The following is a 23,021-nucleotide window of genomic DNA, read 5'->3' as shown; positions in this document are numbered from 1 at the left end:
ATCCCACCCCTATAGCACCCACAGCAAAAAAACATCAACCCTGATGAAAGTAGAGGGACTGCTACTTGAAGGATGACAGTAAAGAATATTTGTTCGCTTTTAAAGCCAAAAAGTGAACCCATTATCTAGCGGTTTGTATTGAAAATAGACCTTTTGCATGGCTTATTTTGCAGCGGCATATTTATTTTGATTTATTTGCACAAACCTTCCCCATATGAATAGAATAGCCTGGTTGGTTACGTCAGCAGTTGTATTATTAGTTTCCGGATATTTACTATTTGACAAATATTATAGACCATTAAATGTAGATGTAACTGAACTGGTGCCTGAAAATGCTGCATTGGTTTATGAAAATAAGAAGCCTTTTGAAGCTTGGGTGAAACTGGCTGAAAGCGAGTTGTGGAAGTCATTTCAGCGGATAACATCTTTGAAAAACTTTCATGAGTCTTTAATGAACCTGGATAGCCTTGGAGGTGAGAAAGACTTACTTTCGGCAGGTATTACTAACGGTATGTTGGTTTCTGTTCACAAAATTAGCAATAACCAGTTTGATGCTGTTCTTTATATTGATGTCAGTAGCATTAAAGATCAAAAAAATGCAGATAAAATACTTGAGTTTTTTATCAGTACTGGAAACTTAAAATCAGTCGACCGAACTTATCAGAATTATCAAATCAAAGAATTAAAAGGGAATGAGCAGGCGTCTACGTTTTCCTATCTCATTCATGAAAACCTTTTTATTGGCAGCTTCACGCCCTTTTTAATTGAAGATGTGGTGAGATTGATTGATAATGACCAAAATGAAGGTTTCTTCAATAAGAACCGTGACATGCTTAAAATCCCTAAGCTCGCTAATGATGATGGAAATGTTTACATAAACACGGCCAATTTTAATCAATTATTTAACGCATTTCAAAGCGAGTCAGATGATGTTTTAGATCATCATAATCAATCAATGTTCTATGATATAACCATTGAAAATGAGAAGATACTGTTGAATGGATTCACTCAAGTTGACGGAGATGATTTTTTAAATACTTTCCTATCACAGAGCCCTCAAAAGAATAATTTTCAGTACTATGTAAGTAACAAGGCAAGTCATTTTTATCAATTGGGTATTGAAAACGGGCCTGACTGGCATGAGAGGTTGAAAAAGTACTGGGAAAGTATTCACCCTGAGCTTGTATCGGAGCGACTTCTTTTTGCCGAGAAATATCAATTTGATTTTGATGGTATGTTCGCCTGGCTTGGGTCTGGAATTTCCCTGACCAACATACCGTCATCAGTAAGTAATGATCATAAGCTTATAATGATTAATACTAATGATTTAACTGAAGCTATGCGTCAATTAAATGATTTATCAGAGCGATTGGCAATTGCACAAGGAGATAGCGTTTACCAGGAAAGCTTTGGAGAGCTTGTTATCCGTGAATTAAATGTGACTAACTTTCCAATGCATGCTTTTGGTCCAATGTTTACAGGGTTTGAAGATACCTTTTATGCAGTTTTTGATGAGTATCTGGTAATGGCAGAAAGTATTCAAACATTGAAAGATTTGATGACTGATATAGAAAAAGAGAATACTTTAGGGAGATCATTAATTTACAACAAGTTCAGTGTTAATACACAGGAGGAATCCAATTTCAAACTTGTAATTAATACTCCGGTAGCATGGGAAGGGGTGGTTCAATACAGCAATCCATTTTGGAAGGAGCTCTTTCGGAAAAACAGTCAAGTGTTCAAAGGGGTGAAATATCTGTCATTTGATTTCAGTGCATTGGACGACAACTTTTACTCTAGTATTGCTTTTCACTATGAAAAGCCAAGTTTGTCATCAACAGCAGATATCTTCGATGCCGAGAAAACTGTTGCATTCAATTATCCTTTGATCACTAAACCGCTTGTTGTCAAAAGTCATTTAGATAATAGTAAGGAAGTGCTTTTGCAGGATTCTTCTAACCATATTATGTTGATATCGACTAAAGGTGAGGTTTTATGGGAAAGAGAAATTGATGGCCCGATGGTTAGTGACGTGGATCAGGTGGATTATTATAAGAATGGTAAACTTCAGTATTTCTTTGCAACGGGGAATTACCTATATATAATCGATCGGTTAGGGAATGATGTGGACGATTTCCCATTGAGGATAGATTATAAAATTGATGATGCCTCTGTCATTGATTATGATAAAAGCAAGCGTTATCGATTCATGTTAACGGATGAGCGAGGGGGAATGTACCTCTACAATAAAGAGGGGGTGAATTTGGAAGGCTGGACACCAAGAGAGGTCCAGGGCAGGCTGGCTTGTCAGCCCATTCACATTCGGGTGAGAGGGAAGGATATCATAATGGCGATACAGAGTGATGGAAAGGTTCACGCCATGAACCGTAGAGGGGAAGATATTCCTGGATTTCCATTTTCTGTTGATGGAAGATATAATGGAGATGCACATATACAACTAGGTGCAGATCTTCAAAAAACTTTGGTGAGCCTGCTGTCCAGGGAAGGCCGCTTGGTAAAATTTAATTTAGCAGGGGAAATAGTAAGTACTGATCAGCTTTATCGTCCGACACAAGAGTCAATGTTTAACCTGGTTAATGATGCATTAGGTAAAGACTATGTAATAGCGCGACAAGATCTGAATAGGCTGGTCTTATTGAATCGAGACAAAAATGAACTTCTTTCCAAGGATTATCTGAATACAGAAGAACTGACCGTGCAGTATTATAACTTCTCTAATAATCATCAGGTATTTGCCATATCAGATCAGATTCAAGGGTTTACATATATTTATAATACGAACGGCGTGTTGATCAATTCAAGACCTATAGACAGTGATGGTAAAGTGGGTATGATGTATTACGAATCTAAAGGTAAATATGAGGTTTTTGTAGTTTCAGGAAATACATTTAAAAAACTAAGTTTTTAACCATGATATTAAGAAAAACGGTTTTATTGTTCCTGTCAGGCATTTTCTTTCAATGGTCCTTTGGACAAAGCAAAGATACCCTTGAATACAGCTTGGCGACGCCATATAATACAGTACTAACACATTTATTGTACTTACAGGAGGATAGCTATCGTCCTGCTATAGCAGCAAAGGTGTTCAACCCGAAAGATGTTGATCAGGAACGAGCCGTAGTACTCGCAATAAAGCTTAAACAAGTACTTGATGGCCAGGGAATTTTTGTTGAACTGGATGATATCCCAAGAAGCCGGGATTACCTGGATTCTGTAACCAATAAACATCGTTATTATTTAACCAAGAAGTATCCGGATCTTTATGTCGAAAAAAGAGGTATACGGTGGTATTTTTCAGCCAAGACCATTGGCAAGATCGAAGTATGGCATAAAGATACCTACCCTTTGGGACTGGATAAGCTATTGGAGATAGCCCCTTCTTATGGAACAACTAAAATCCTTGGGCTACATATTTGGCAATTGTTTGGCCTACTGATTGTTGTTCTGTTGTCATTTATATTGCATAAGCTTTTCACCTATTTTTTTGAAAAACTGATCATTCAGTTGTTGCTACGACTTGGTTATAAAAAGTTGGCGAACGAAGTCATTATTCCGGTAGCAAAACCAGTCAGCTTTCTGGTTATATTTCCAATACTCATCCTTCTGGTACCAGTATTACAGCTACCTATTACTATGAATAAGTATGTGATACTTATATTAAAGGCCATATGGCCGGTGTTTGCTATCGTCTTTTTCTATCGCTTGGTAGATATCATCAGCTTTTACATGGGAAAGCTGGCGGAAAAGACAGAAAGCACGTTGGATGACCAGCTTGTACCCTTGTTACGAAAGGTATTAAAGACGTTCGTGGTGGTGGTAGGAGGGCTATTCATTCTTGATAATCTGGAGTTCGATATCACAGGTCTGATAGCCGGTATTTCCATTGGTGGTTTGGCTTTTGCTTTGGCAGCCCAGGATACTATAAAGAACTTTTTTGGGTCTTTGATGATATTTGTTGACCGTCCTTTTCAAGTAGGCGATTGGATCACTTCCGGAGATGTGGATGGTACCGTAGAAGAGGTAGGCTTTCGCTCTACACGGATAAGGACTTTTAGAAATTCCCTTATGTATATACCTAATGGTTTGATCACCAATCAAACCATCGATAATCATGGGTTAAGGCATTACCGCAGGTTTATGACCAATATTGCGCTTACGTATGATACACCAACGGATTTGATAGAAGTATTTGTGGAAGGGCTGGAAGAAATTGTGAAAAAGCACCCAAAAACACGGAAAGACTATTATGAAATTCACTTTAACGATATGGCGGACTCCTCATTGAATATCCTGTTCTATATATTCTTCAAAGTGCCTAGTTGGACGGAAGAGCTGAGGTCCAGGCATGAGGTGTTGCTCGAAATCGTGAAACTTGCAGATCAACTCGGTGTTAATTTTGCTTTCCCAACGCAAACGCTGCATATGGAAACATTTCCTGAGAAAAAAGGAAATTCTCCGGAATATACAGCAGATGCTGCTGATCTGCGCAAGGTACTGGAGGAATACAAGAAGGGGCCAGATAAAACTGCGAATTAAAGGGTATCCAGAAACTCTTCGATTGCTTCATACACTTTTAACAGTTGTTCATCTGTAATAATGTATGGCGGAATAATGTAAATTAAATTACCCAAGGGTCTTAGCAATATATTCTTTTCCAGGAAAAACGGATAAAGTACGTTGCGCATTTCGCTGAAATAAGAGCTGTCATTGGTCGTTTCAAATTCCAGTGCCATGATTGTTCCTAGGCTTCTGATTTCTCGCAACGCCGGCCTGGAAACGTTCTTCTGTACAAAGTCCTGATTTAAACGTGAAATTCTTTTTATTGATGCTTGACATTCAGGTTTCATAAGAAGGTCGTAGCTGGCATTTGAAGCTGTACAGGCTAATGGGTTAGCGGTAAAGGAATGCCCGTGTAAGAAAGCCTTTTTAAGGTTGCTGGACCTATATACTTTTATAATCTCCTCAGTGCAGGAAGTAACTCCCAAGGCCATTGTACCACCCGTTATTCCTTTAGACAGACATAATATATCCGGTTTGTTATTCAAGTAATCCGAAGCAAATAGCTCGCCTGTACGTCCGAAGCCGGTCATAACCTCGTCAGCAATGCATATCACATCATGTTTTCTGGCAATAGCTATTAACTCATCAAGTAGTTTTGCCTCATAGATCCTCATACCTGAAGCTCCTTGTATCAAAGGCTCAAAAATAAATGCTGCTACATCGTTAGTCTTTATTAAGTCTTTAAACTGCTGGATTACTAGCTCCTCCATACCACTTTGAGGAAAGTCGATGTAATCAACATTAAATAAAAAAGGAACGAAAGGCTTGGTAAAATCACCCCTTTCACCAACGGACATAGTTCCGAAGGTATCGCCGTGGTAGGCACCATCAATAGCTATTACTCGCTTTTTGTCTTTATTTTGATTGAACCAAAATTGAAAGGCCATTTTTAATGCGACTTCCACTGCCGTACTGCCGTTGTCTGAATAGAATATTTTTGATTGATTTTCAGGAAGAATTGACAATAAATTTTCGGCAAGTGTTATGGCGGGTTGATGGGTAAAGCCAGCAAATACTACGTGTTCAAGGGTTTTTGCCTGTTGACAGACCCTATCAGCAATATATGGGTGACCATGTCCATGCAGGTTTACCCACCAAGATGATATGGCATCAATGATCTTTCTCCCATCATCCGTATGAAGGTAGACTCCGTCGGCTTTAGTGATCAATAATGGATCATCCACACCTTCTAACGGGGTGAAAGGGTGCCAGATAGTGTTTTTGTCTTTGTCAATCCAATTCATCCAACCTATTACTTAATAATTGGGCGTAGTTATTTATTATACCCGAGTTTAGACTTTCCTGTTGTGGAATGGACAGCAAGCAGGGCGCCTGGGTATGTTGTAGAATTATTTTTTCAGTAGATGGATTTGATGGCCCATTAAAAATTATACCTTTTAGTGGATACCCTCTTTGTTTAATGAGTTCTAAACTGAGCATGGTATGGTTTATACTACCCAGGTAGTGATTGGATACGAGTATAATAGATGCGTTCAACTGAGGTACCAGGTCAATGACAAAATTCTCATTATTTAGTGGCACCAATGTACCGCCGGCGCCTTCTATGACGAGGTCTTTTTTTGAGTCAGGTAAAACAAAGTCATTCATAGTTATTACCACATTATCCACCTCAGCGGCATAATGGGGAGAGGCCGGAGTGTTGAGAATAAATTGCTCATTATGACATTTTATGCTACTATCTGTAAGCTTCTTGATGGTATCCGTGTCTGTTGGGTAACCAGCCTGAACAGGTTTCCAGTATTCGCCTTGTATTGCCGTAGCTACTATCGCTGAAACAAGGGTTTTTCCACTATCTGTGCCAATGGCTGTTATAAAGTAATTCATAGGTCCGCTAAACTATCAATCAAACGTGATATATCCTCTGAAGAATTGTATGTATGTAAACATATTCTGATCCGTTCACTTCCTTTTTTTACTGTAGGAGAAAGGATAGGTCGTACATCGAAGCCTTTATTGGCCAAATGAATAGATGTTTTGATGGCATTTTCATTGCCCGGTACAATCAATGCCTGGATAGCATGTTGGCTACTTGTAGATGTGAACTTGTCGTCACACTTTTGTTTAAACAGCTCCTTGAACAGTTGGATCTTCTTTGATATTTGGGTTTGCAGATGGATATTCCGATTCAAATATCGGAATGATTCATCTATGGCACTTACTGCATGCGGAGAGGGCGCAGTAGTATAAATAAATGGCCTTGCATAATTTACAAGGTATTCTTTTAACAAAGAGCTTCCTGCAATAGCCGCACCATGAACACCCATGGCTTTTCCAAAAGTGTATACCCTGGCCAATATATTAGTGTGCTGTTCCAATAGCATCGATAGTCCACCCCCATGTTTGCCCATAAGTCCGGTAGCATGAGCTTCGTCCAGGATTATTTTAGCATCATAATTACCTGCTAGCGCTACCAGGTCTTTCAGAGAGCAATGGTCTCCATCCATGGAATAAACAGATTCAACCGCAATGAAGACCTGCCCGGAAGATTTTTTGAGTTTTTGTGAGAGGTCGTCCAAATCATTGTGCCTGAAGCTGTATTTGGTGGCCAGGCTGAGTCGTATGCCATCTTTGATGCACGCATGTGATAACTCGTCATAAAGAACGGTATCTCCACGTTGAGGTAATGTAGAGAACAGTGCCAGGTTTGCCATATACCCACTTTGAAACACAAGAGTACTTTCACATTCAAAAAGTTGTGCCAGGTATGCCTCGGTTTGTTCGATCTGAAGTGTGTTCCCGGAAAGTAACCGGGATCCTCCTGAGCCGTTAAGTAGCTCTTTGTCAGTATTATGTATGTTGTCTTTTAGCTCCTGGTTATGTGCTAATCCCAGGTAGTCATTTGAAGTGAAGTCTAAGAGACCACTTTTTACAGACAGCTGACGATAGTTTTTACTTTCTTTTCTTTTTTGAAGCTCGTTAGCCAGTCTTTCGTGCAGATACATGCATTAAACTTTATTATCTTTAGGCATCAAATTTAACATTTATCTCCTTTAGTTGGTTAGTTGATATGCGATCGTTGCTTCGGGTAACAATTATCTGTATCCTATTATCTTTCTGTATAAATTCAATAGCCCAGAATAAAGCTACGGTGAATAAAAGCCACCGTATGGACAGAGAAGTGGAGATCATTTATGATAATGACCTTTATTACGGTTCTGACAGATACTATACTTCCGGATCCAACGCTGCTTACAGTAGATTGATAAAGTCCCGAAGTAAATTCTACCGTCAGTTTAGAAGTAAAAGATCAGATTCGTTAAAAGTTATTACCAGGTATCATTATGGTCATCAGATCTATACTCCTGATGGAATCAGAAGTATAGACTTTGAACAGTTTGACAGACCTTATGCGGGATGGCATTATCTCCGGTTTCAAACATTGAACTTTCCAGGTGAAAATACCGCTAACAAATATGGAATAGAGTTGGGTTTAGTAGGAAGTATGTCCGGAGTGGGTAATTTTCAGCAGTGGTGGCATGAAGCTTTTGGTATCTTACAACCGAGAGGATGGGAATACGAGATCCGGAATGAAGTTGTGATGAACCTTTCTTATAATAGGATTAAGAATTGGAAACTGGCTAAAAAGATCAAGATAATGACCAATTCTGCAATACAACTTGGCAACGGTAAAAACAAGGTAGGCCAGGAGGTGTTGTTGCGATTGGGTAAGTTTAATGATATTATGAATTCAGCCATTATTAATAGCAGAGTGTCTGATCTCATTCCAAAAATTGGTGTTTATCCGGGAGATGGCGAAGAAGGCTTTGCCTTTTTTTCAATAAATGCGGACTATGTGCTTAGTGATATCTTAATTGAAGGGAGCTTATTCAATGATGATAGCCCCCATACGGAAGAGATCAATCACCTTGTGTTCACGCAGAAAATAGGCTTCGTTTATTCTAATTACTACACCACTTTTTCATTTACCGCATATAGGATAGGTGAAGAAGTGGTAGGGGGACGAATACACCGGTACCTCAGCTTGAGTTTGGCGTTCCGATTTTAATCAACTATTACTTTTTAGATCTCATTTTCTCCAGTACGTCCCACATTTCCGGAGTAATGGCTTCCAGTCCGTTGAATTCACCACCTCCCTGAAGCCATTCGCCGCCATCTATAGTAACTACTTCACCATTAACATAAGCGGCATAATCTGACATAAGATATGCTGCCAGGTTGGCCAGCTCCTGGTGTTCACCAAAACGACGTACGGGAATTCTTTTGATCGGATCAATCTGATCAGCTACTTCCTTAGGAAAGAGTCTTTTCCATGCGCCTTCGGTAGGGAAAGGTCCAGGTGCTATGGCATTACTTCTGATATTATACTTGGCCCATTCTACAGCTAAAGACCTGGTCATAGCCAGTACACCTGCCTTGGCGCAGGCTGAAGGTACTACATAACCTGAGCCTGTCCAGGCGTAAGTGGTTACAATATTTAAAAATACACCCGCTTGTTTTTTTGCTATCCAGTTTTTGCCAGCAGCTAATGTGAAATTTGAGGTCCCTCTTAATACAATATCAATAACAATGTCAAATGCCCGGTTAGACAAACGTTCCGTTGGACTTATGAAGTTTCCTGCTGCGTTGTTGAGTACTCCGTCTATTTTCCCGAATTTACTTTCAGCTTCGCTGAGCACATTCTCTATCTCATCATATTTTCTTATATCACATGGGATGGGCAGTACCTGACCTTCTGACTTTGAAGTCATTTCTTCTGCAGCTTTTTCCAGTACCTCTATCTTTCTACTTGTGATCACCAGATTTGCACCCAGTTTAAGTAAATACTCACCCATAGCTCTACCCAGGCCCGTACCTCCACCGGTAACAATGATCGTTTTATTTTCAAAAGACCCTTCTTTCAACATTCCATCCATAATCTTGCTATTTTTTTAGGACGACCTTACCTGTGGTCGTGCTGCTCCAAATTCTTTATTATACCAAAATAGGGTATTTGATTTCAAACATCACGTCGGATTATGAAAAGTTTGATAGTAATTGGTCAAGGTTAAACCAATTCAAGTACAAATTAAGATAAGCGTTTTAAGGGAAGGTGTACCGAACGGTGTTCTAAAATAGAATTGATTAAAAAAGCCCGGCTTTCATCGGGCTTTTTTAATTAGTTAGTAAGACCTGACACGTGACCTACGGGCCCTGTCTTCGCTGCTTTCCTGTCTCGGGGCAGATCTGCTGTTCTGGCTATCAGAACGTTTTATGTTGCTCCGCCGTTGCGGTGCAACATGTTCTCTTTTACGGACAGAGGATTGATACGTGGTTCTTCTTTCCGGGTAGTGCTGTCTTGATCTTTTGCTTTGCTCCAATCTTCTATGTACCGGCTTTCTTCTATAGTTCTTATGATTATGATGATCACGTACTATGTATGTTTTATGATGGTTATGTACATTCCTGCGATACACTACATGGTTATGGCCATGGTGGTTATGACTGTGACATCCATTATAATGACTTCTGTAGTAGGTTGGGTGATATCCACAACTATAAGAACACACGTGATCATGTAATGGGTAGTAATCTCTGTAGTATGTATTGTAAATATGTCCTTCTGAACCGATGTGAAGCTCTATAAAACTATTTCCTCTTTGAAGTACTACGTCAAAAAATACTCTCCCGTGTCTGACTACTCTCCTGGTATGTACCCAGTCATGATCATAATATGAGTCATAGATGACAGTACGTGTATGAACGGGCACTCCCCAGGAATGCTCTATTCCGAATGACGCTATGAAATGCTGGGCCGGACTTTGAAATGAAACTCCTGTTATTAAAGCGACAACTATCAATGTAATCCTTTTCATGGCATTCTACATTTGGTTCAATGGTTAAGTTATCAATGACCATGCCAAATCAAAGAAATTCATTTTAAATAATTGATTTTCAGTAATTTGTGTTTTTAAAATACAATATTTATATTGTATGTGGATTGAAGATTTACATCATGTATTATTTTTCCAATACCACAGCATCGATACTCTTGTTACTTACCAGAGTGTTAAATTTAGGTATATCCTTATCAAAGATATTTTTCAATTTATTCAACTCAAAATCAATCTCTGCTGTAATTTCTGTTTTGAATGCTATCGCCTGTTCGGTAGGTCTGAAATCACCCATTCCCAGCAATGAATTTAAATGGCCTAGCTTATTATTTAGTCGTATGGGAAAATTAAGTGGATCTTGCCCGCTTCTGTTTTTGGTTTGATAAAGCGCTTCTTCAATGTCCTTCATATTGTCCAGTATTTCTTTTGACATATCTTTAATATCCTGGTGCTGATCCTTGTCTAGCTTTGATGTAAAGGCCGTGATCTGTTCGCGGGCTTTTCTGATGTTTTTTACAGCTTGATTGGTTTCTGTTAGTTTCTTGATGACGTCATTGAGAAACTCAAATTGTGCTTTAAGATCAGCTTCGGACGATGTAGATCGTGGGTCTTTCAGAATATTAAACGTAGCTTCATAAACTTTACCCAGGCCATTCATTTTTACCTTGTAAGTTCCTGGTAAGGCTTTAGGGCCGTTTAATGATGCCCACCATAGTATCATGCCTTCAAAGCCTTCGGCCCCAGGATACCTCATGTCCCATATCAACTGATTAAAGCCAGGTTTTACATCAAGTTCACCTTCCTTGGCCTTTTCATCAGGTGCTGTACTGAAAGCCTTGATAAGTTTTCCATTTTCTTCCAGTACTTCAATTCGAAGTGTATCACTGTTTGTTGTATCTTTTATATAATAGTGGATCATAACACCTCCAGGATGATTTTGCCCTTGTGTTTTAGATTTTTTAGTGTTGCTGCCGGTGATCCTGTAGCTGTCCATAGGTTTGAATAGATGTAGTGTGCTTCGTGCAACAGTATTATCCAGTTGATGAAGGGGGGTAAGATCATCAAGTAGCCAGAAACTTCTGCCTTGTGTGGCAGCGATGAGGTTATCATTTTTCACAGTCAGGTCTGTTATAGGTACTACGGGTAGATTCATTTGGAGAGGCTTCCAGCTTACGCCATCGTCAAATGATACGTACATGCCACTTTCTGTGCCCGCATATAACAGTCCTTTTCTTTTAGGGTCTGCACGTACTACACGTGTAAAATGTTCTTTATCTATTCCTTGGGTAATACGTGACCAGGAGGTACCATAGTCTTTTGTTTTATATAAGTATGGTTGATAGTCACCTAGTTTGTATCGTGTACCAGCAATATAAACACCACCTTTAGTGAAAGGGTCAACTTCAATGCTATTGATCATCATCCATTCAGGCATATTTGGCGGAGTGACATTTTTCCAATTTTCACCACCGTTTGTAGTTATATGTATTAATCCATCGTCAGAACCTGTCCATATCACATCTTTTTCGACTGGTGATTCAACAGCCGCGAAGATAGTAGCATAGTATTCTACACTGGTATTATCTTTTGTAATTGGCCCTCCTGATGACCCCAACTTACTGCTGTCATTCCGGGTAAGGTCGGGGCTGATCACTTCCCAGGATTGCCCCTCATCATAAGTGACGTGCAGGTGATTTGAAGTAGTATATAACTTGTCACTATTATGTGGGGAGAAAAATATAGGAAAGTTCCATTGAAAACGATATTTCATAGCTTCTGCACCATGCCCCATAGGATTGTCCGGCCATACATTGATAGCTCTTATTTCACCGGTTTTATGATTTACCCGGGTTAGAAAGCCATCATAACTTCCACCATAAACTATGTCATTATCATCAGGATCTACAGCAATATGAGCACTTTCACCCCCTGCCGTGGCTTCCCAATCGCGTTCTCCTATGGATTGCCCTGTTGTTCGATGCGCGATGCGTACAGTACTATTATCCTGTTGCGCTCCGTAAATTCTATAGGGAAAATGATCATCCGTTGTAACACGATAAAATTGGGCAGTTGGCTGGTTATGATAAGTAGACCAGTTCATACCTCCGTCAAAACTTACCTGAGCTCCTCCGTCATCTGCAATGACCATTCTCTGGTTGTTTTCGGGGGCAATCCATAGATCATGGTGATCACCGTGAGGGGCATTAAACGCTTCAAAGGTTTTACCTCCATCTTTTGATCGGTGGTAACGTACATTCATAACATACACTTTGTCTTCATCCTGGGTATCGGCATAAATGCGGGTGTAATACCAGGCTCTTTGACGAAGACTTCTGTCGTCATTAACCTTCGTCCACGTTTTTCCGGCATCATCAGACCGGTAGACTCCACCGTCTTTATTTTCTATAATTGCCCAAAGTCGTTCTGAGTTTTTTGCTGACACGGTGATCCCGGAAATGCCCCAGATGCCTCCAGGTAAACCTTTGTTCTGGCTGATGTTTTCCCAGGTATCCCCTCCATCCGTACTTTTCCATAAAGCGGAACCTTCGCCACCACTTTCAAGACTGTAAGGGGTTCTGCGTACTTTCCACGTAGAGGCATACAGTATCCTGGCATTATTAGGGTCTATAATTAAATCTACTGCTCCGGCATCTGCATTGGCGAAGAGAATCCTTTCCCAGCTTTCCCCACCATCAGTGCTGCGATACACCCCACGCTCGTTGGAAGACTTATACAGGTCACCTAATACTGCAGTATATACCAGGTTAGGGTCTTTTGGATGGATACATACACGGGGAATATGTCTTGAATTCTTTAACCCGACATTGGTCCAAGTTTTACCCGCATCCATAGATTTCCATATCCCATATCCATGGCTCACATTTCCTCTTACCGTAACTTCCCCACCTCCGACAAAGATGATGTTGTTATCCCAATTACTTACTGCTATGGAACCGACTGAACCACCGAAAAAGCCGTCAGACACATTTTCCCAGGTATTTCCAGCATTGGTTGTTTTCCAAACACCGCCACCGGTAGCACCAAAATAATACAGATTAGGATTGCCGGGTATACCGGCAACTGCCGCTGACCTTCCACCTCTGAACGGACCTATATTACGCCATTCCATCCCTGAATAGATTTCAGTGTTAAAGGATACGGATTGCTCGGGTTTGGTTTTATTTTTGCGTTGACCGTATGTGCTTAATGCTTGTATAAATACAAGTATAATTATCAGGGTGTAATGGTAATGTTTTAGCATTTTGTGTGTGGTTAGGTCTTTTTTGATTCATTCGAATTTAATTCAAAGGAAGCTTAGTCAGTCTCACTATTTTATCAACGGTTGATCAATTTGATGTTCATTCGTATTTAATACATGCTTTATCAAATATTACTTATCATTTTAATCAGAAGTAGGCCTATAAGTTTATTTGATAGATTTATGTGTTTTATAATATTCCTATTTTTAAGGAAGTTGAAGCTAACTATGAAGGTGTCATTTTTGGTAAGTCTGTTTATGCTTTCGAGCGTTCAAGCTACTTTGTGGGGGCAAGATCTCATAACATTGGATAGCTTACGTCTGCAACTTGCTAAAGCTCCTTTGGCAGAGAAGTCTTCTTTATATGAACAACTGGCATGGGAATATAGAAAATCACAACCTGATAGTACTATATTTTATTCTGATCAATCTATTAACCTTATAACCCGTGAAGGATTAGATCGCAATATTGCCAAAGCATTAAATTTTAAAGGAGTCGGTTTCCATTACAAGGGAGACAATGTCAAGGCTTTTGAACTTTTTACCAGTGCCAGAGATGAAGCCCTCGAACATTCAGATTCACTTCAATATGCTCATTCGGTTAATAACCTGGGGAGAATACATTTAAATCAAGGTGATTTTTTTAAGGCTTATGGTCATTACTATAAGGCTTTAGCGGCATTCAAGAAAGTAGGAGATATAGAAGGCGTTGCTTATGCCTATAAGAGCTTGTCAGAGTTGTATCAGAGTCAAAATAATCTATCGAAGGCACTGGAAATGAGCCAGAAAACACTTAAAATCCGTTCCAAAGTTGGAGATATAGATGGTCAGATCTCCATTTTGGTCGAATTGGCTACTATTTATGAGCTCATGGAAAATTACAACAGGGCTTTTGATTATTACCTCCAGGCTAAGATGAAGGCGGAAAGTATTGATGATGCCATAGGGATAGCTCGTATAAACCTGGGAATTTCTCAACTTTATTCAGTTCAGGGGATGAATGAGGAAGCCTTGTCATATGCAGACAGGGCTCTCAATACTGCTGCAACCAGCGGTAATGAAAACCTTACTAACCAGGTGAGGTTACAGTTAGCTAAAGCTTTGTTAAGCAATGGAGAACTAACTAAAGCAAAGAATTACTTAAGCAAAGTAGTGGCCAAAACGGCTATTACCCGGGAACTGCCGATTGAAATGGATGCTTACTATTACCTTTCAGAAATAAGTAAGCAATTGGGAGATCTACGCGATTCTTATGAAAATTTCATTATGTATACGAGATTAAAAGAAGCACTCGTAAACGCTGAGGCAGCACGAAGAATAGAACGATATGAAGGTAGATTGGAAATAGAGAAAAAAGAAAGAGAGAATGAGTTATTAAGGGCTAATGAAGCTAAAAACCAGGCTTTAATTGAGCGTCAACGTTTTCAGAATATAGCTTTAATTGCTGTTATAGTGGTGATAGGAGTATTGTTAGTCAGTGCCTGGTACATTGGTAGCAAAAGAAAGCAGGTGAATTTAAAATTGCAGGTAAAAAATCGGCAGATAGCTGCTCAGGCTGAAGAAATAAACTCTCAAAATGAGCAGATCAATGTACAGAACCAAAGCTTACAGAAAAGGAACAGGCAACTGGCAGACTTAAATAATGAAAAGGACACTCTGATGAGCATAGTGGCTCATGATCTTAAATCTCCCTTTAACAGAGTCAGTGCCATTGCCGAGCTATTTAATATTACAAATCTTACAGAAGAACAAAGAACTTATGTAGGTCTTCTGAGGCAAATTTGCGAAAATGGTGTAGGGCTGATACAGGACTTACTTGATGTAAATGCATTTGAAGATCAATCAAGAAAACTCCATAAGGTCAAGATAAACCTTATGGATCTATTCACCAATGAAGTACGTGCTTTTTATACGGAGGCCCAGGCCAAGGGATTAGATGTACAAATAGATGTGTCTGAGTTACTGTACATTCATACGGATAGTTCGTACTTGAAACGTATTCTGGATAATCTGTTATCCAATGCCATTAAGTTTTCCACTGCGGGGAAAAAGGTAGTATTATCTGCTGTAGAGGAAGAAGAATCCATTCTCATTAGGATAAAAGATGAAGGACCCGGATTTTCCGATCTGGATAAGACTCAGTTATTTAAAAAGTTTACGACCCTAAGCGCCCAACCAACGGGAGGAGAGAGTAGTAATGGCCTTGGGCTTGCTATCGTGAAAAAACTGATAGACATAATGGGGGGTGAAATTATCCTTATGTCAGAGCAAGGCAAAGGTAGCGAGTTCATTCTGAGATTTCCTATCACAAATGTTGCACCGGTGTCAGCTGGCTCTCAATAAATCTGATAATACTTTTTATCCAGGCTTGTTTTAAGACCCTATGGCTTGATTGAGATCTGAAATCAGATCTTCTACATCCTCAATTCCTACACTTAATCTTATAAGAGAATCTGTGAGACCGATTTTTTGCCTGTCTTCATAAGGGATGCTGGCATGGGTCATACTGGCAGGGTGATTAACCAATGATTCTACACCTCCCAGTGATTCTGCCAATGAAAAGTATTGAAAGCTCTCCATTACTTTAAATGCTTCAGCTTTATCATTGCCCTTTAGCGTAAATGAGATCATACCTCCAAAGTCTTGCATTTGCGTTTTGGCAATGTCATGGTTAGGGTGCGTAGGCAGGCCAGGCCAGTAGACCTTGTCCACTTTAGGGTGGTTGGCTAAAAACTCTGCAATGGCTTTACCATTTTCACAGTGACGCTGCATCCGTAAATGAAGCGTTTTGATTCCTCTAAGTACCAGAAATGAGTCTTGTGGTCCGGGAGTGCCCCCACTACTATTTTGAATGAAGGCCAAATCTTCTGCGAGTTGGTCATCTTTTACAACTAAAGCCCCCATTACCACATCCGAGTGCCCCGCCAGATATTTGGTCACTGAGTGCATCACAATATCTGCCCCGAGATCCAGTGGTGTTTGTAAGTAAGGAGTGGAGAAAGTATTGTCCACGGCCAATAAAAGGTCATGCTTTTTAGCTATGGCAGCAGCTCCTTGAATATCAATGATATTCATCATAGGGTTGGTAGGGGTTTCCAGCCATATCAGCTTAGTATTATCATTGATATACTTTTCAATACCAGCAATATCTTCCATTCCTATAAAGTGGAATTTTAAGCCGTATTTGGCGAAAATTTTAGTAAAGAGCCTGTAAGTACCACCATAAAGATCATTGGCAGCTATTATTTCATCTCCTGGTTGGAATAGTTTTATGACAGCATCTATTGCAGTTAATCCCGAAGCAAAACACAGTCCGTGTTTACCATTTTCTAATGCAGCTATATTTTTCTGCAAAGCGTCACGTGTGGGGTTTTGTGTTCTGGAATATTCATACCCTTTATGATCTCCGGGTGAAGCCTGAACATATGTAGAGGTCTGGTAAATTGGGGTCATGATTGCCCCTGTGGAAGGGTCCGGTTCAATACCGGCATGTATTGCCTTAGTTCCGAATTTCATCTTTTTAGAATTATTTTTTTGAAGGCTGCTAAGATAGAATTTTCACGATACAACCTGCATTACCATTTTACAAATTTCAGTACTTGTCAAGTAGCTTACTGCGATTTCCAGTAGTTCCTTATAGCTTCTTTCCAGTTTTGTGGATTTTCCAGGTAGAGTATAGTATTCATCAGCATTTTATCAGAAGAATGCTTCATTCCGGAAGTTTCAAGGCTTTTTTGTATAATGTAGAATAATTCCGTTCTAAAATCATGAGGGTTAGTGCTATGTAGGTTTTTCAGGAAAGCTATTACATCTTCTTTGGTAGTGCTCTTTGAAGTCTCTTTTACTATAACATCTGCTGTATCTGAAAGTGCCTCTGGCGATGATGAAGTGACATTCACCTGATCCGGCGCCACAATTGACGCCGCTTCTTGTTTTAAAAAAGAATCAAGGTCTTTAAGCGGATTTTTGCGTTTGGCCATTGCCGAGTTGTGTTAAAATTTGTTTGGCTATTTCATGATATTGCTTTTCTGCCAGAATGGTGCTAAAATTAACGAACAGGTTTTTCTGAGGAACAGCTACATCAAGTATTTCAGCATCCAGGTTATTTAAAGCCTCTTGTATTGTTTTATTTTTGGTCAGGCTATGAATACGATTAGGCAATACAATGATTTTGAGAGCAGGATTAAGCGCCCTGGCAGGAGCAAGGTCTGTGATCGTTTGGTAAGTTACCAACATATCATTTTGCGTCAGGCTGGTCGGTACTACTACGGCATCACTTACAAGGCACAGCCTTTTTATGCCTTCATCAGTTGTTTTACCTGCACTATCTACTATTACATAATCAAACGTTTTTTTCTGTTTGATCGCTTCCAGTTCACCGGCTATTTTGTCGTCTTCAGATCCCAGTATTTCAAATACGGTGTCTTGTTTGGCCCCGGATTTGAAAAGCTCCATTTTTCTTAATGTACTAAGGGTGTAGTTAGTATCGGTTTCTATCAAAGAAACAGTATACCCTAAACTATGGAGCATGGTACTCAGGTTAATGGCGTTGGTAGTTTTACCTGTACCGCCCTTGCGGCTAATGAAAGAAATTACTTTGGTCATATGTAGTACTGCTCAGTTAAAAATATAAATCATGCGGACTAAAACCAAATTATCGGTTACTTTGAATCATTAAAAACATACATATGAAAAAAGTATATTTTTTATCCACCTGTGATACCTGTAAGCGAATTATCAAGGATCTGGCAATAGGAGATGAGTTTGAGTACCAGGACATAAAAAAAGACCCCCTCACAGAATCCCAGTTAGATGAAATGAAGCAAATGGCAGGCTCTTATGAAAGCCTTTTTTCAAGAGTAGCCCGTAAGTATAAGGAGTTGGGTATGAAGGATAAACAGCTGAGTGAAAACGATTATAGAAGTTATATCTTATCGGAATATACTTTTTTGAAACGACCGGTTTTCATCATAGAAGAAAATATATATATAGGAAATTCTAAGAAGACCATAGAACAAATAAAAGGAGTAATTTAAAAGGTTTTAGGGCCTTCTGACGACATTAATGCGGTGATTAAAAGCCTTCCTTGCTATATTTGAAGTTATTCAATGTAAGTTATGAAGCAAAGTTTATATAAGGTATTGATAATATTGGCTATAACTTTAAATGGTTGTGGAAGTGATGATGGTGAACAACTAGGGCCTCCTGAAGGTCAACTGATCGCCAGGGTAGGTGAGGGACTGTGGACATCCTCAAAAGCCAGGGCCACAGCGACTGAGGCCACCGATAAAAATATTCGCCTGATAGCGCAAAATGATAAAGGTGATAGTATCGTTATTGTGATCAACGACTTTGTTCTTGGAAACTACCCTGTCACAAATCTGGTATCCACCGGAGGAGATCCCCCCGATAATATTGTAATCTTTAAGCCGGCAAGCGGACTGACTTTTACCACTGCATATGATCTTTCAGAAGCCGGCGGGTTGATAACTATTAATGAAATTGACTTTGCTAACCGTGTCATTTCCGGTACCTATGAGGTGGTCTTGGCCCGGGAAACAAGCACAGCTTCGGATACATTGATTTCACTGACCAATGGTGTTTTTAACAGAGTAGGTCTTGTGATTGATGAAGAAGGAGTTGGTGTGGATAAAGTGTCCGCCAATATTAATGATGTCCTGTTTCAACCGGTTAGCATTAGTGGTGTACTCAATGCCGGTGATCTTGTATTGAGCTCTGGTGATGATAGCGGAAAATCGATTACATTGACCATTCCTTCGAATATTGAAACAGGTACTTATGGATTAGGTTCAGCAGGAGCGGAACATGCGGCTGTTTATACTTCCGGTACTACATCATTCAATACCACAAGTGGTAGCCTGGTCATTACTTCACATAATACAACCACCAGGGTTATAATAGGTACTTTTACATTTGCCGCACAGTCACCTTCCAATTCAAATACTACCGTTAATGTAACAAATGGATCATTTGATATAGCCTATCAGTAAAGGGGAAGTTTACTGTCTTATCGTTGTTATGGTGAACAAATTTAACTTACTTTCCGTAGAGTACGGATTGACCAGTAAACTTATATAATGACACTGGAGTTACCGTTATACGTCATATCCAATACTTTTATAGGCCTCTGTTGAGATCGAATTTCTCCAGATAATCTGCTACTCTTCTTACCACCATACCTCCAAGAGAACCATCTACCACACGGTGGTCATAGCTGTGCGATAAAAACATTTTATGCCTTATTCCAATCGTATCACCTAGCGGTGTTTCTATGACTGCCGGCTTTTTAATAACGGCACCTAATGCTATAATGCCCACCTGAGGCTGTAGAATAATAGGCGTACCCATAACATTGCCAAAAGAACCTACATTAGAAATTGTAAAAGTGCCGCCAGATAGTTCATCGGGAGATAATTTATTGTGACGTGCTCTACGCGCCAGGTCATTCACCTTATTTGCCAACCCGGTTAAGTTCAGTTGGTCCGCGTTTTTAATTACAGGCACAATAAGATTACCCGATGGTAAGGCCACCGCCATTCCTATGTTGATATCCTTTTTCTTGATGATCTTATCTCCCTGTACCTGGATGTTGATCATCGGATAGTCTTTAATGGCTCTTGCCACTGCTTCAACAAAAATAGGTGTGAAGGTTAAGTTTCCACCTTCTTGCTGTTTAAAAGCTTGTTTATTTCGATTTCTCCAAAAAACCACATTGGTAACATCCGCTTCTACAAAAGAAGTAACATGTGGTGAAGTTCGTTTGGAATCTACCATGCGCTCTGCGATTACTTTACGCATGCGATCCATTTCTATGATTTCGTCCTTGGCATTGACTGAAACGTTTACTTTCGTCTCTGTTTTTGTCGCAACAAGTTCGGTGCCAGCTACCGTTTCTACCTGTGTTATTTTTGGTATAGCGTCTTTTCTTGTTTCCACATAATTAAGAATGTCTTTTTTGGTCACTCTTCCCTCTTTCCCACTGCCAGGTACAGTTTCCAGCTCGGTAAGGGCAATACCCTCTTTATGCGCAATGTTTTTTACAAGCGGAGAATAGAATCTTTCGGAAGATGTTTGACTGTTTGTTTTAAGCATTCCGTTTGCCTGAGACTGACCATTGCCAGACGTTAAAGGTATTTCCTCCACTTCTTCCATAACAGGCTCTGCTGCAGGTGTATTAGTTGTTTTTTCAACCTCGTCATCCGTTGCGATGACGGCAATGGCTTTTCCTACTTCTATTACTTCGCCGTCTTTGGCAAGGATCTCCTTTAAAATACCTCCATGAGTAGAGGGTACTTCGGTATCTACCTTATCAGTGGCTACCTCTAATATGGATTCGTCCTGTTCGATAGTATCCCCCTCCTTTTTTAACCAGGAAAGTACTGTTGCCTCTATTATACTTTCCCCCATTTTGGGCATTAAAAGTTCTACCAGTGCCATAATCGTACATTTACGCGCTTAAAATCACCGCAAAATTACCATTTTAGTTTTTTTCTTCAATTGATTTCAATAAAGTTATCCGAATAAGATTGAGCGCGGCAATCGCCGTGGCCTTGATATTGATCTCACGATCGTTCCATAATTGCAGTTTTTTGGTTACCGTATGGTTTTTATCCGCCAGTGCGATCCAGACTGTACCTACCGGTTTTTCAGCAGTTCCACCTCCAGGACCAGCTACCCCGCTGGTGGCTACGCCAATGTCTGCTTTGAAGAGTTTTCTTACCTGGTTAGCCATTTCATGTACCGTTTGTTCACTTACTGCACCATGATCTTTTAAGGTTGTTTCTTTTACACCCAATATTTCCATTTTATGATCATTATGGTAGGGTACTACAGCACCTCTCAGGTAATCAGAACTACCTGCTACCGATGTAATCATATGGGAGAGGTAACCACCTGAACAGCTTTCAGCCAGGGCCACAGTCTTGTTGTGGGTTTTGAGAAGTTTGCCTATTACAATTTCTATCGTATCAGTATCGTAACCAAAAATGTATCGACCGGCAAGTTTTTTAAGCAGTTCGATTTGGTATTCAACGTCTTTTTTTAGAAGCTCCATATCATGACCGATAGCAGTGAGCCTCAACTTAACCTGTCCCAGGCTTGGCAGGTAAGCCAGGCGGATATGTTCAGGAAGGTTTTGTTCCCAGTCTTTGATCTCATCAGCCAGCCAGGATTCCCCCCGGCCAATGGTTTTGACTACTTTATGATAGATAATATCCGTGTTAAAGCGTGCCTTTACCTTTGGGATTACCTCATTTCTCATAAGCAGTTGCATTTCTTTAGGAACACCAGGCATTGAGATAAAAGTTTTCCCATTCTTTTCCAGCCAAATACCAGGAGCGGTTCCTATTTTATTGCTTAGCATGGTACCGCCAACGGGTAACAAAGCCTGTTGACGATTGACTTCCGTCAATTCAAAACCTTTACTGGCAAAAAACTCGGTAACCTCTGTAAGGGCCTGTTCATTGATCTCCAGTTCAGTCTCAAAATATTCTGTCAGGCACGGTTTCGTAAGGTCATCATTAGTAGGTCCCAGTCCGCCGGTAATAAGTATAAGGTCGGCTCGTGACTCAGCATCTTTAAAAGCAGATAGAAGCTCTTCGCGTACATCACCAATGGTGGTTTTTCTCACCACTTTTATACCCACGTTGTCTAGCTCTACGCTCATCCATTGCGAGTTGGTATCTAAAATATGTCCGTATAATATTTCGTCGCCTATGGTGATGATCTCAGCTTTTGTTTTGTACATAATGATCTCGTTTTCTTAATGAAGTGGAAATTTCAGCAAAATGTTTAAGAAACGGTGATGGATGTGTGTAACTGTTTTGTCATGAAGTGACATAGAGGAGTTTTATTCATATCTCAAAAGTTACAAGATACCAAAGCCATGTGGCTTTTTTTTAACTCTTAATACTGTGGATTTTCGTTTTCGATATGTACCACTATAATTATTTCTAAGAATTTTCAACCTTTTTTTGGGTAATAAAAGCTAAGCATATTTCACTGCCTTGTTCAATATTCATTAGGTGAATTTGCTGTGTTACAGTGAGTTCTGTTTTTAGTATTTAATTTCTATATCTTACTTAAGAGTAAAGTATTATAATTTTCCCAATGCTTTATGCCTGATGATTGAAATATAATAATAACATGTATGAATAGTAATCATTAATTTTAAGATTTTAGAGTGATAAAACTGTAGTTGGTGCTTGAGCTTTAAGACTTAAATTCTTTGCTGGGGAGTCAATCCTGGTTGGCAAGAAAATGAATTTAATTTGACATCGTGAATTCAAAGAACAGGGTGCCAAACTTTA

The 23,021-nt window shown here is 39.7% G+C and carries 16 protein-coding genes and 1 pseudogene; 6 read left to right on the top strand and 11 right to left on the bottom strand.

Annotated elements, in window-relative coordinates:
• Positions 1-214: 214 nt before the first annotated feature.
• A complete protein-coding gene (locus FNH22_RS14700; RefSeq protein WP_143399163.1) occupies positions 215-2,929 on the top strand; it encodes a hypothetical protein in 2,715 nt (904 codons plus the stop codon).
• A 2-nt stretch (positions 2,930-2,931) separates the two neighbouring features.
• Positions 2,932-4,557, top strand: coding sequence for a mechanosensitive ion channel family protein (locus FNH22_RS14695; protein WP_143399162.1), 1,626 nt, complete (start codon positions 2,932-2,934; stop codon positions 4,555-4,557).
• On the opposite strand, the gene FNH22_RS14690 is transcribed toward FNH22_RS14695, so the two are convergent.
• From FNH22_RS14690 to FNH22_RS14680, 3 genes are read right to left on the bottom strand one after another with little or no spacing between them, the layout of a single operon-like run.
• A complete protein-coding gene (locus tag FNH22_RS14690; RefSeq protein ID WP_143399161.1) occupies positions 4,554-5,825 on the bottom strand; it encodes an adenosylmethionine--8-amino-7-oxononanoate transaminase in 1,272 nt (423 codons plus the stop codon). The genes FNH22_RS14695 and FNH22_RS14690 overlap by 4 nt on opposite strands.
• Complete coding sequence (gene bioD / locus FNH22_RS14685) at positions 5,812-6,426, bottom strand: dethiobiotin synthase (RefSeq protein WP_143399160.1); 615 nt, start codon at positions 6,424-6,426, stop codon at positions 5,812-5,814. The genes FNH22_RS14690 and bioD overlap by 14 nt, the downstream gene beginning before the upstream one ends.
• A complete protein-coding gene (locus FNH22_RS14680) occupies positions 6,423-7,544 on the bottom strand; it encodes an 8-amino-7-oxononanoate synthase (protein WP_143399159.1) in 1,122 nt (373 codons plus the stop codon). Before FNH22_RS14680 ends, bioD begins: the two co-directional genes overlap by 4 nt.
• Positions 7,545-7,609: 65 nt before the next feature.
• On the opposite strand from FNH22_RS14680, the gene FNH22_RS14675 reads away from it, so the two are divergent.
• Positions 7,610-8,608, top strand: coding sequence for a lipid A deacylase LpxR family protein (locus FNH22_RS14675; protein WP_143399158.1), 999 nt, complete (start codon positions 7,610-7,612; stop codon positions 8,606-8,608).
• Positions 8,609-8,615: 7 nt separating this feature from the next.
• Here FNH22_RS14675 and FNH22_RS14670 read toward each other — a convergent pair whose 3' ends face one another.
• The 3 genes from FNH22_RS14670 to FNH22_RS14660 form a co-directional block, all read right to left on the bottom strand.
• Positions 8,616-9,476, bottom strand: a complete 861-nt coding sequence (locus tag FNH22_RS14670; protein ID WP_143399157.1) for an SDR family oxidoreductase — start codon at positions 9,474-9,476, stop codon at positions 8,616-8,618.
• Between the two features lie 246 nt (positions 9,477-9,722).
• Positions 9,723-10,415: a hypothetical protein gene (locus FNH22_RS14665; RefSeq protein WP_143399156.1), complete on the bottom strand. Its 693-nt coding sequence runs from the start codon at positions 10,413-10,415 to the stop codon at positions 9,723-9,725.
• A gap of 145 nt (positions 10,416-10,560) precedes the next feature.
• Positions 10,561-13,695 (bottom strand): glycosyl hydrolase, encoded by a 3,135-nt coding sequence (locus FNH22_RS14660; RefSeq protein WP_143399155.1) that lies wholly within the window; start codon positions 13,693-13,695, stop codon positions 10,561-10,563.
• 225 nt (positions 13,696-13,920) lie between these two features.
• On the opposite strand from FNH22_RS14660, the gene FNH22_RS14655 reads away from it, so the two are divergent.
• Positions 13,921-16,035, top strand: coding sequence for an ATP-binding protein (locus tag FNH22_RS14655; RefSeq protein WP_185154235.1), 2,115 nt, complete (start codon positions 13,921-13,923; stop codon positions 16,033-16,035).
• A 30-nt stretch (positions 16,036-16,065) separates the two neighbouring features.
• Here the strand turns inward: FNH22_RS14655 and FNH22_RS14650 are convergent.
• From FNH22_RS14650 to FNH22_RS14640, 3 genes and pseudogenes are all read right to left on the bottom strand, one after another.
• Positions 16,066-17,214: pseudogene (locus FNH22_RS14650) on the bottom strand (cystathionine gamma-synthase); the annotation flags it as partial.
• A gap of 89 nt (positions 17,215-17,303) precedes the next feature.
• Positions 17,304-17,672, bottom strand: a complete 369-nt coding sequence (locus tag FNH22_RS14645; protein ID WP_143399152.1) for a hypothetical protein — start codon at positions 17,670-17,672, stop codon at positions 17,304-17,306.
• Positions 17,647-18,297, bottom strand: coding sequence for a ParA family protein (locus FNH22_RS14640; protein WP_143399151.1), 651 nt, complete (start codon positions 18,295-18,297; stop codon positions 17,647-17,649). Before FNH22_RS14640 ends, FNH22_RS14645 begins: the two co-directional genes overlap by 26 nt.
• A gap of 83 nt (positions 18,298-18,380) precedes the next feature.
• Between FNH22_RS14640 and FNH22_RS14635 the strand changes: the two genes are divergently transcribed.
• Both FNH22_RS14635 and FNH22_RS14630 read left to right on the top strand, forming a co-directional pair.
• A complete protein-coding gene (locus FNH22_RS14635; RefSeq protein WP_143399150.1) occupies positions 18,381-18,728 on the top strand; it encodes an arsenate reductase family protein in 348 nt (115 codons plus the stop codon).
• Positions 18,729-18,809: 81 nt separating this feature from the next.
• On the top strand, positions 18,810-19,703 hold the full coding sequence (locus FNH22_RS14630) for a DUF6252 family protein (protein WP_143399149.1): 894 nt from the start codon (positions 18,810-18,812) through the stop codon (positions 19,701-19,703).
• 127 nt (positions 19,704-19,830) lie between these two features.
• On the opposite strand, the gene FNH22_RS14625 is transcribed toward FNH22_RS14630, so the two are convergent.
• Both FNH22_RS14625 and FNH22_RS14620 read right to left on the bottom strand, forming a co-directional pair.
• Positions 19,831-21,150, bottom strand: coding sequence for a dihydrolipoamide acetyltransferase family protein (locus FNH22_RS14625; RefSeq protein WP_143399148.1), 1,320 nt, complete (start codon positions 21,148-21,150; stop codon positions 19,831-19,833).
• Positions 21,151-21,193: 43 nt separating this feature from the next.
• Complete coding sequence (locus FNH22_RS14620; protein ID WP_143399147.1) at positions 21,194-22,459, bottom strand: competence/damage-inducible protein A; 1,266 nt, start codon at positions 22,457-22,459, stop codon at positions 21,194-21,196.
• Between the last annotated feature and the right edge of the window lie 562 nt (positions 22,460-23,021).

Origin of the sequence: Fulvivirga sp. M361 (assembly GCF_007097395.1) — a bacterium.
Classification (GTDB): Bacteria; Bacteroidota; Bacteroidia; order Cytophagales; family Cyclobacteriaceae; genus Fulvivirga.
The sequence above is the reverse complement of the archived record's forward strand: the minus strand, read 5'-3'. Positions and strand labels throughout refer to the sequence as shown.

Coding starts and splice junctions, on each gene's coding strand:
- FNH22_RS14645 (WP_143399152.1), bottom strand. CDS start 17,672: ATGGCCAAACGCAAAAATCCGCTTAAAGACCTTGATTCTTTTTTAAAA.
- FNH22_RS14625 (WP_143399148.1), bottom strand. CDS start 21,150: ATGGCACTGGTAGAACTTTTAATGCCCAAAATGGGGGAAAGTATAATA.
- FNH22_RS14660 (WP_143399155.1), bottom strand. CDS start 13,695: ATGCTAAAACATTACCATTACACCCTGATAATTATACTTGTATTTATA.
- FNH22_RS14670 (WP_143399157.1), bottom strand. CDS start 9,476: ATGGATGGAATGTTGAAAGAAGGGTCTTTTGAAAATAAAACGATCATT.
- FNH22_RS14690 (WP_143399161.1), bottom strand. CDS start 5,825: ATGAATTGGATTGACAAAGACAAAAACACTATCTGGCACCCTTTCACC.
- FNH22_RS14665 (WP_143399156.1), bottom strand. CDS start 10,415: ATGAAAAGGATTACATTGATAGTTGTCGCTTTAATAACAGGAGTTTCA.
- FNH22_RS14655 (WP_185154235.1), top strand. CDS start 13,921: ATGAAGGTGTCATTTTTGGTAAGTCTGTTTATGCTTTCGAGCGTTCAA.
- FNH22_RS14700 (WP_143399163.1), top strand. CDS start 215: ATGAATAGAATAGCCTGGTTGGTTACGTCAGCAGTTGTATTATTAGTT.
- FNH22_RS14680 (WP_143399159.1), bottom strand. CDS start 7,544: ATGTATCTGCACGAAAGACTGGCTAACGAGCTTCAAAAAAGAAAAGAA.
- FNH22_RS14695 (WP_143399162.1), top strand. CDS start 2,932: ATGATATTAAGAAAAACGGTTTTATTGTTCCTGTCAGGCATTTTCTTT.
- FNH22_RS14635 (WP_143399150.1), top strand. CDS start 18,381: ATGAAAAAAGTATATTTTTTATCCACCTGTGATACCTGTAAGCGAATT.
- FNH22_RS14640 (WP_143399151.1), bottom strand. CDS start 18,297: ATGACCAAAGTAATTTCTTTCATTAGCCGCAAGGGCGGTACAGGTAAA.
- FNH22_RS14630 (WP_143399149.1), top strand. CDS start 18,810: ATGAAGCAAAGTTTATATAAGGTATTGATAATATTGGCTATAACTTTA.
- FNH22_RS14620 (WP_143399147.1), bottom strand. CDS start 22,459: ATGTACAAAACAAAAGCTGAGATCATCACCATAGGCGACGAAATATTA.
- FNH22_RS14675 (WP_143399158.1), top strand. CDS start 7,610: ATGCGATCGTTGCTTCGGGTAACAATTATCTGTATCCTATTATCTTTC.
- bioD (WP_143399160.1), bottom strand. CDS start 6,426: ATGAATTACTTTATAACAGCCATTGGCACAGATAGTGGAAAAACCCTT.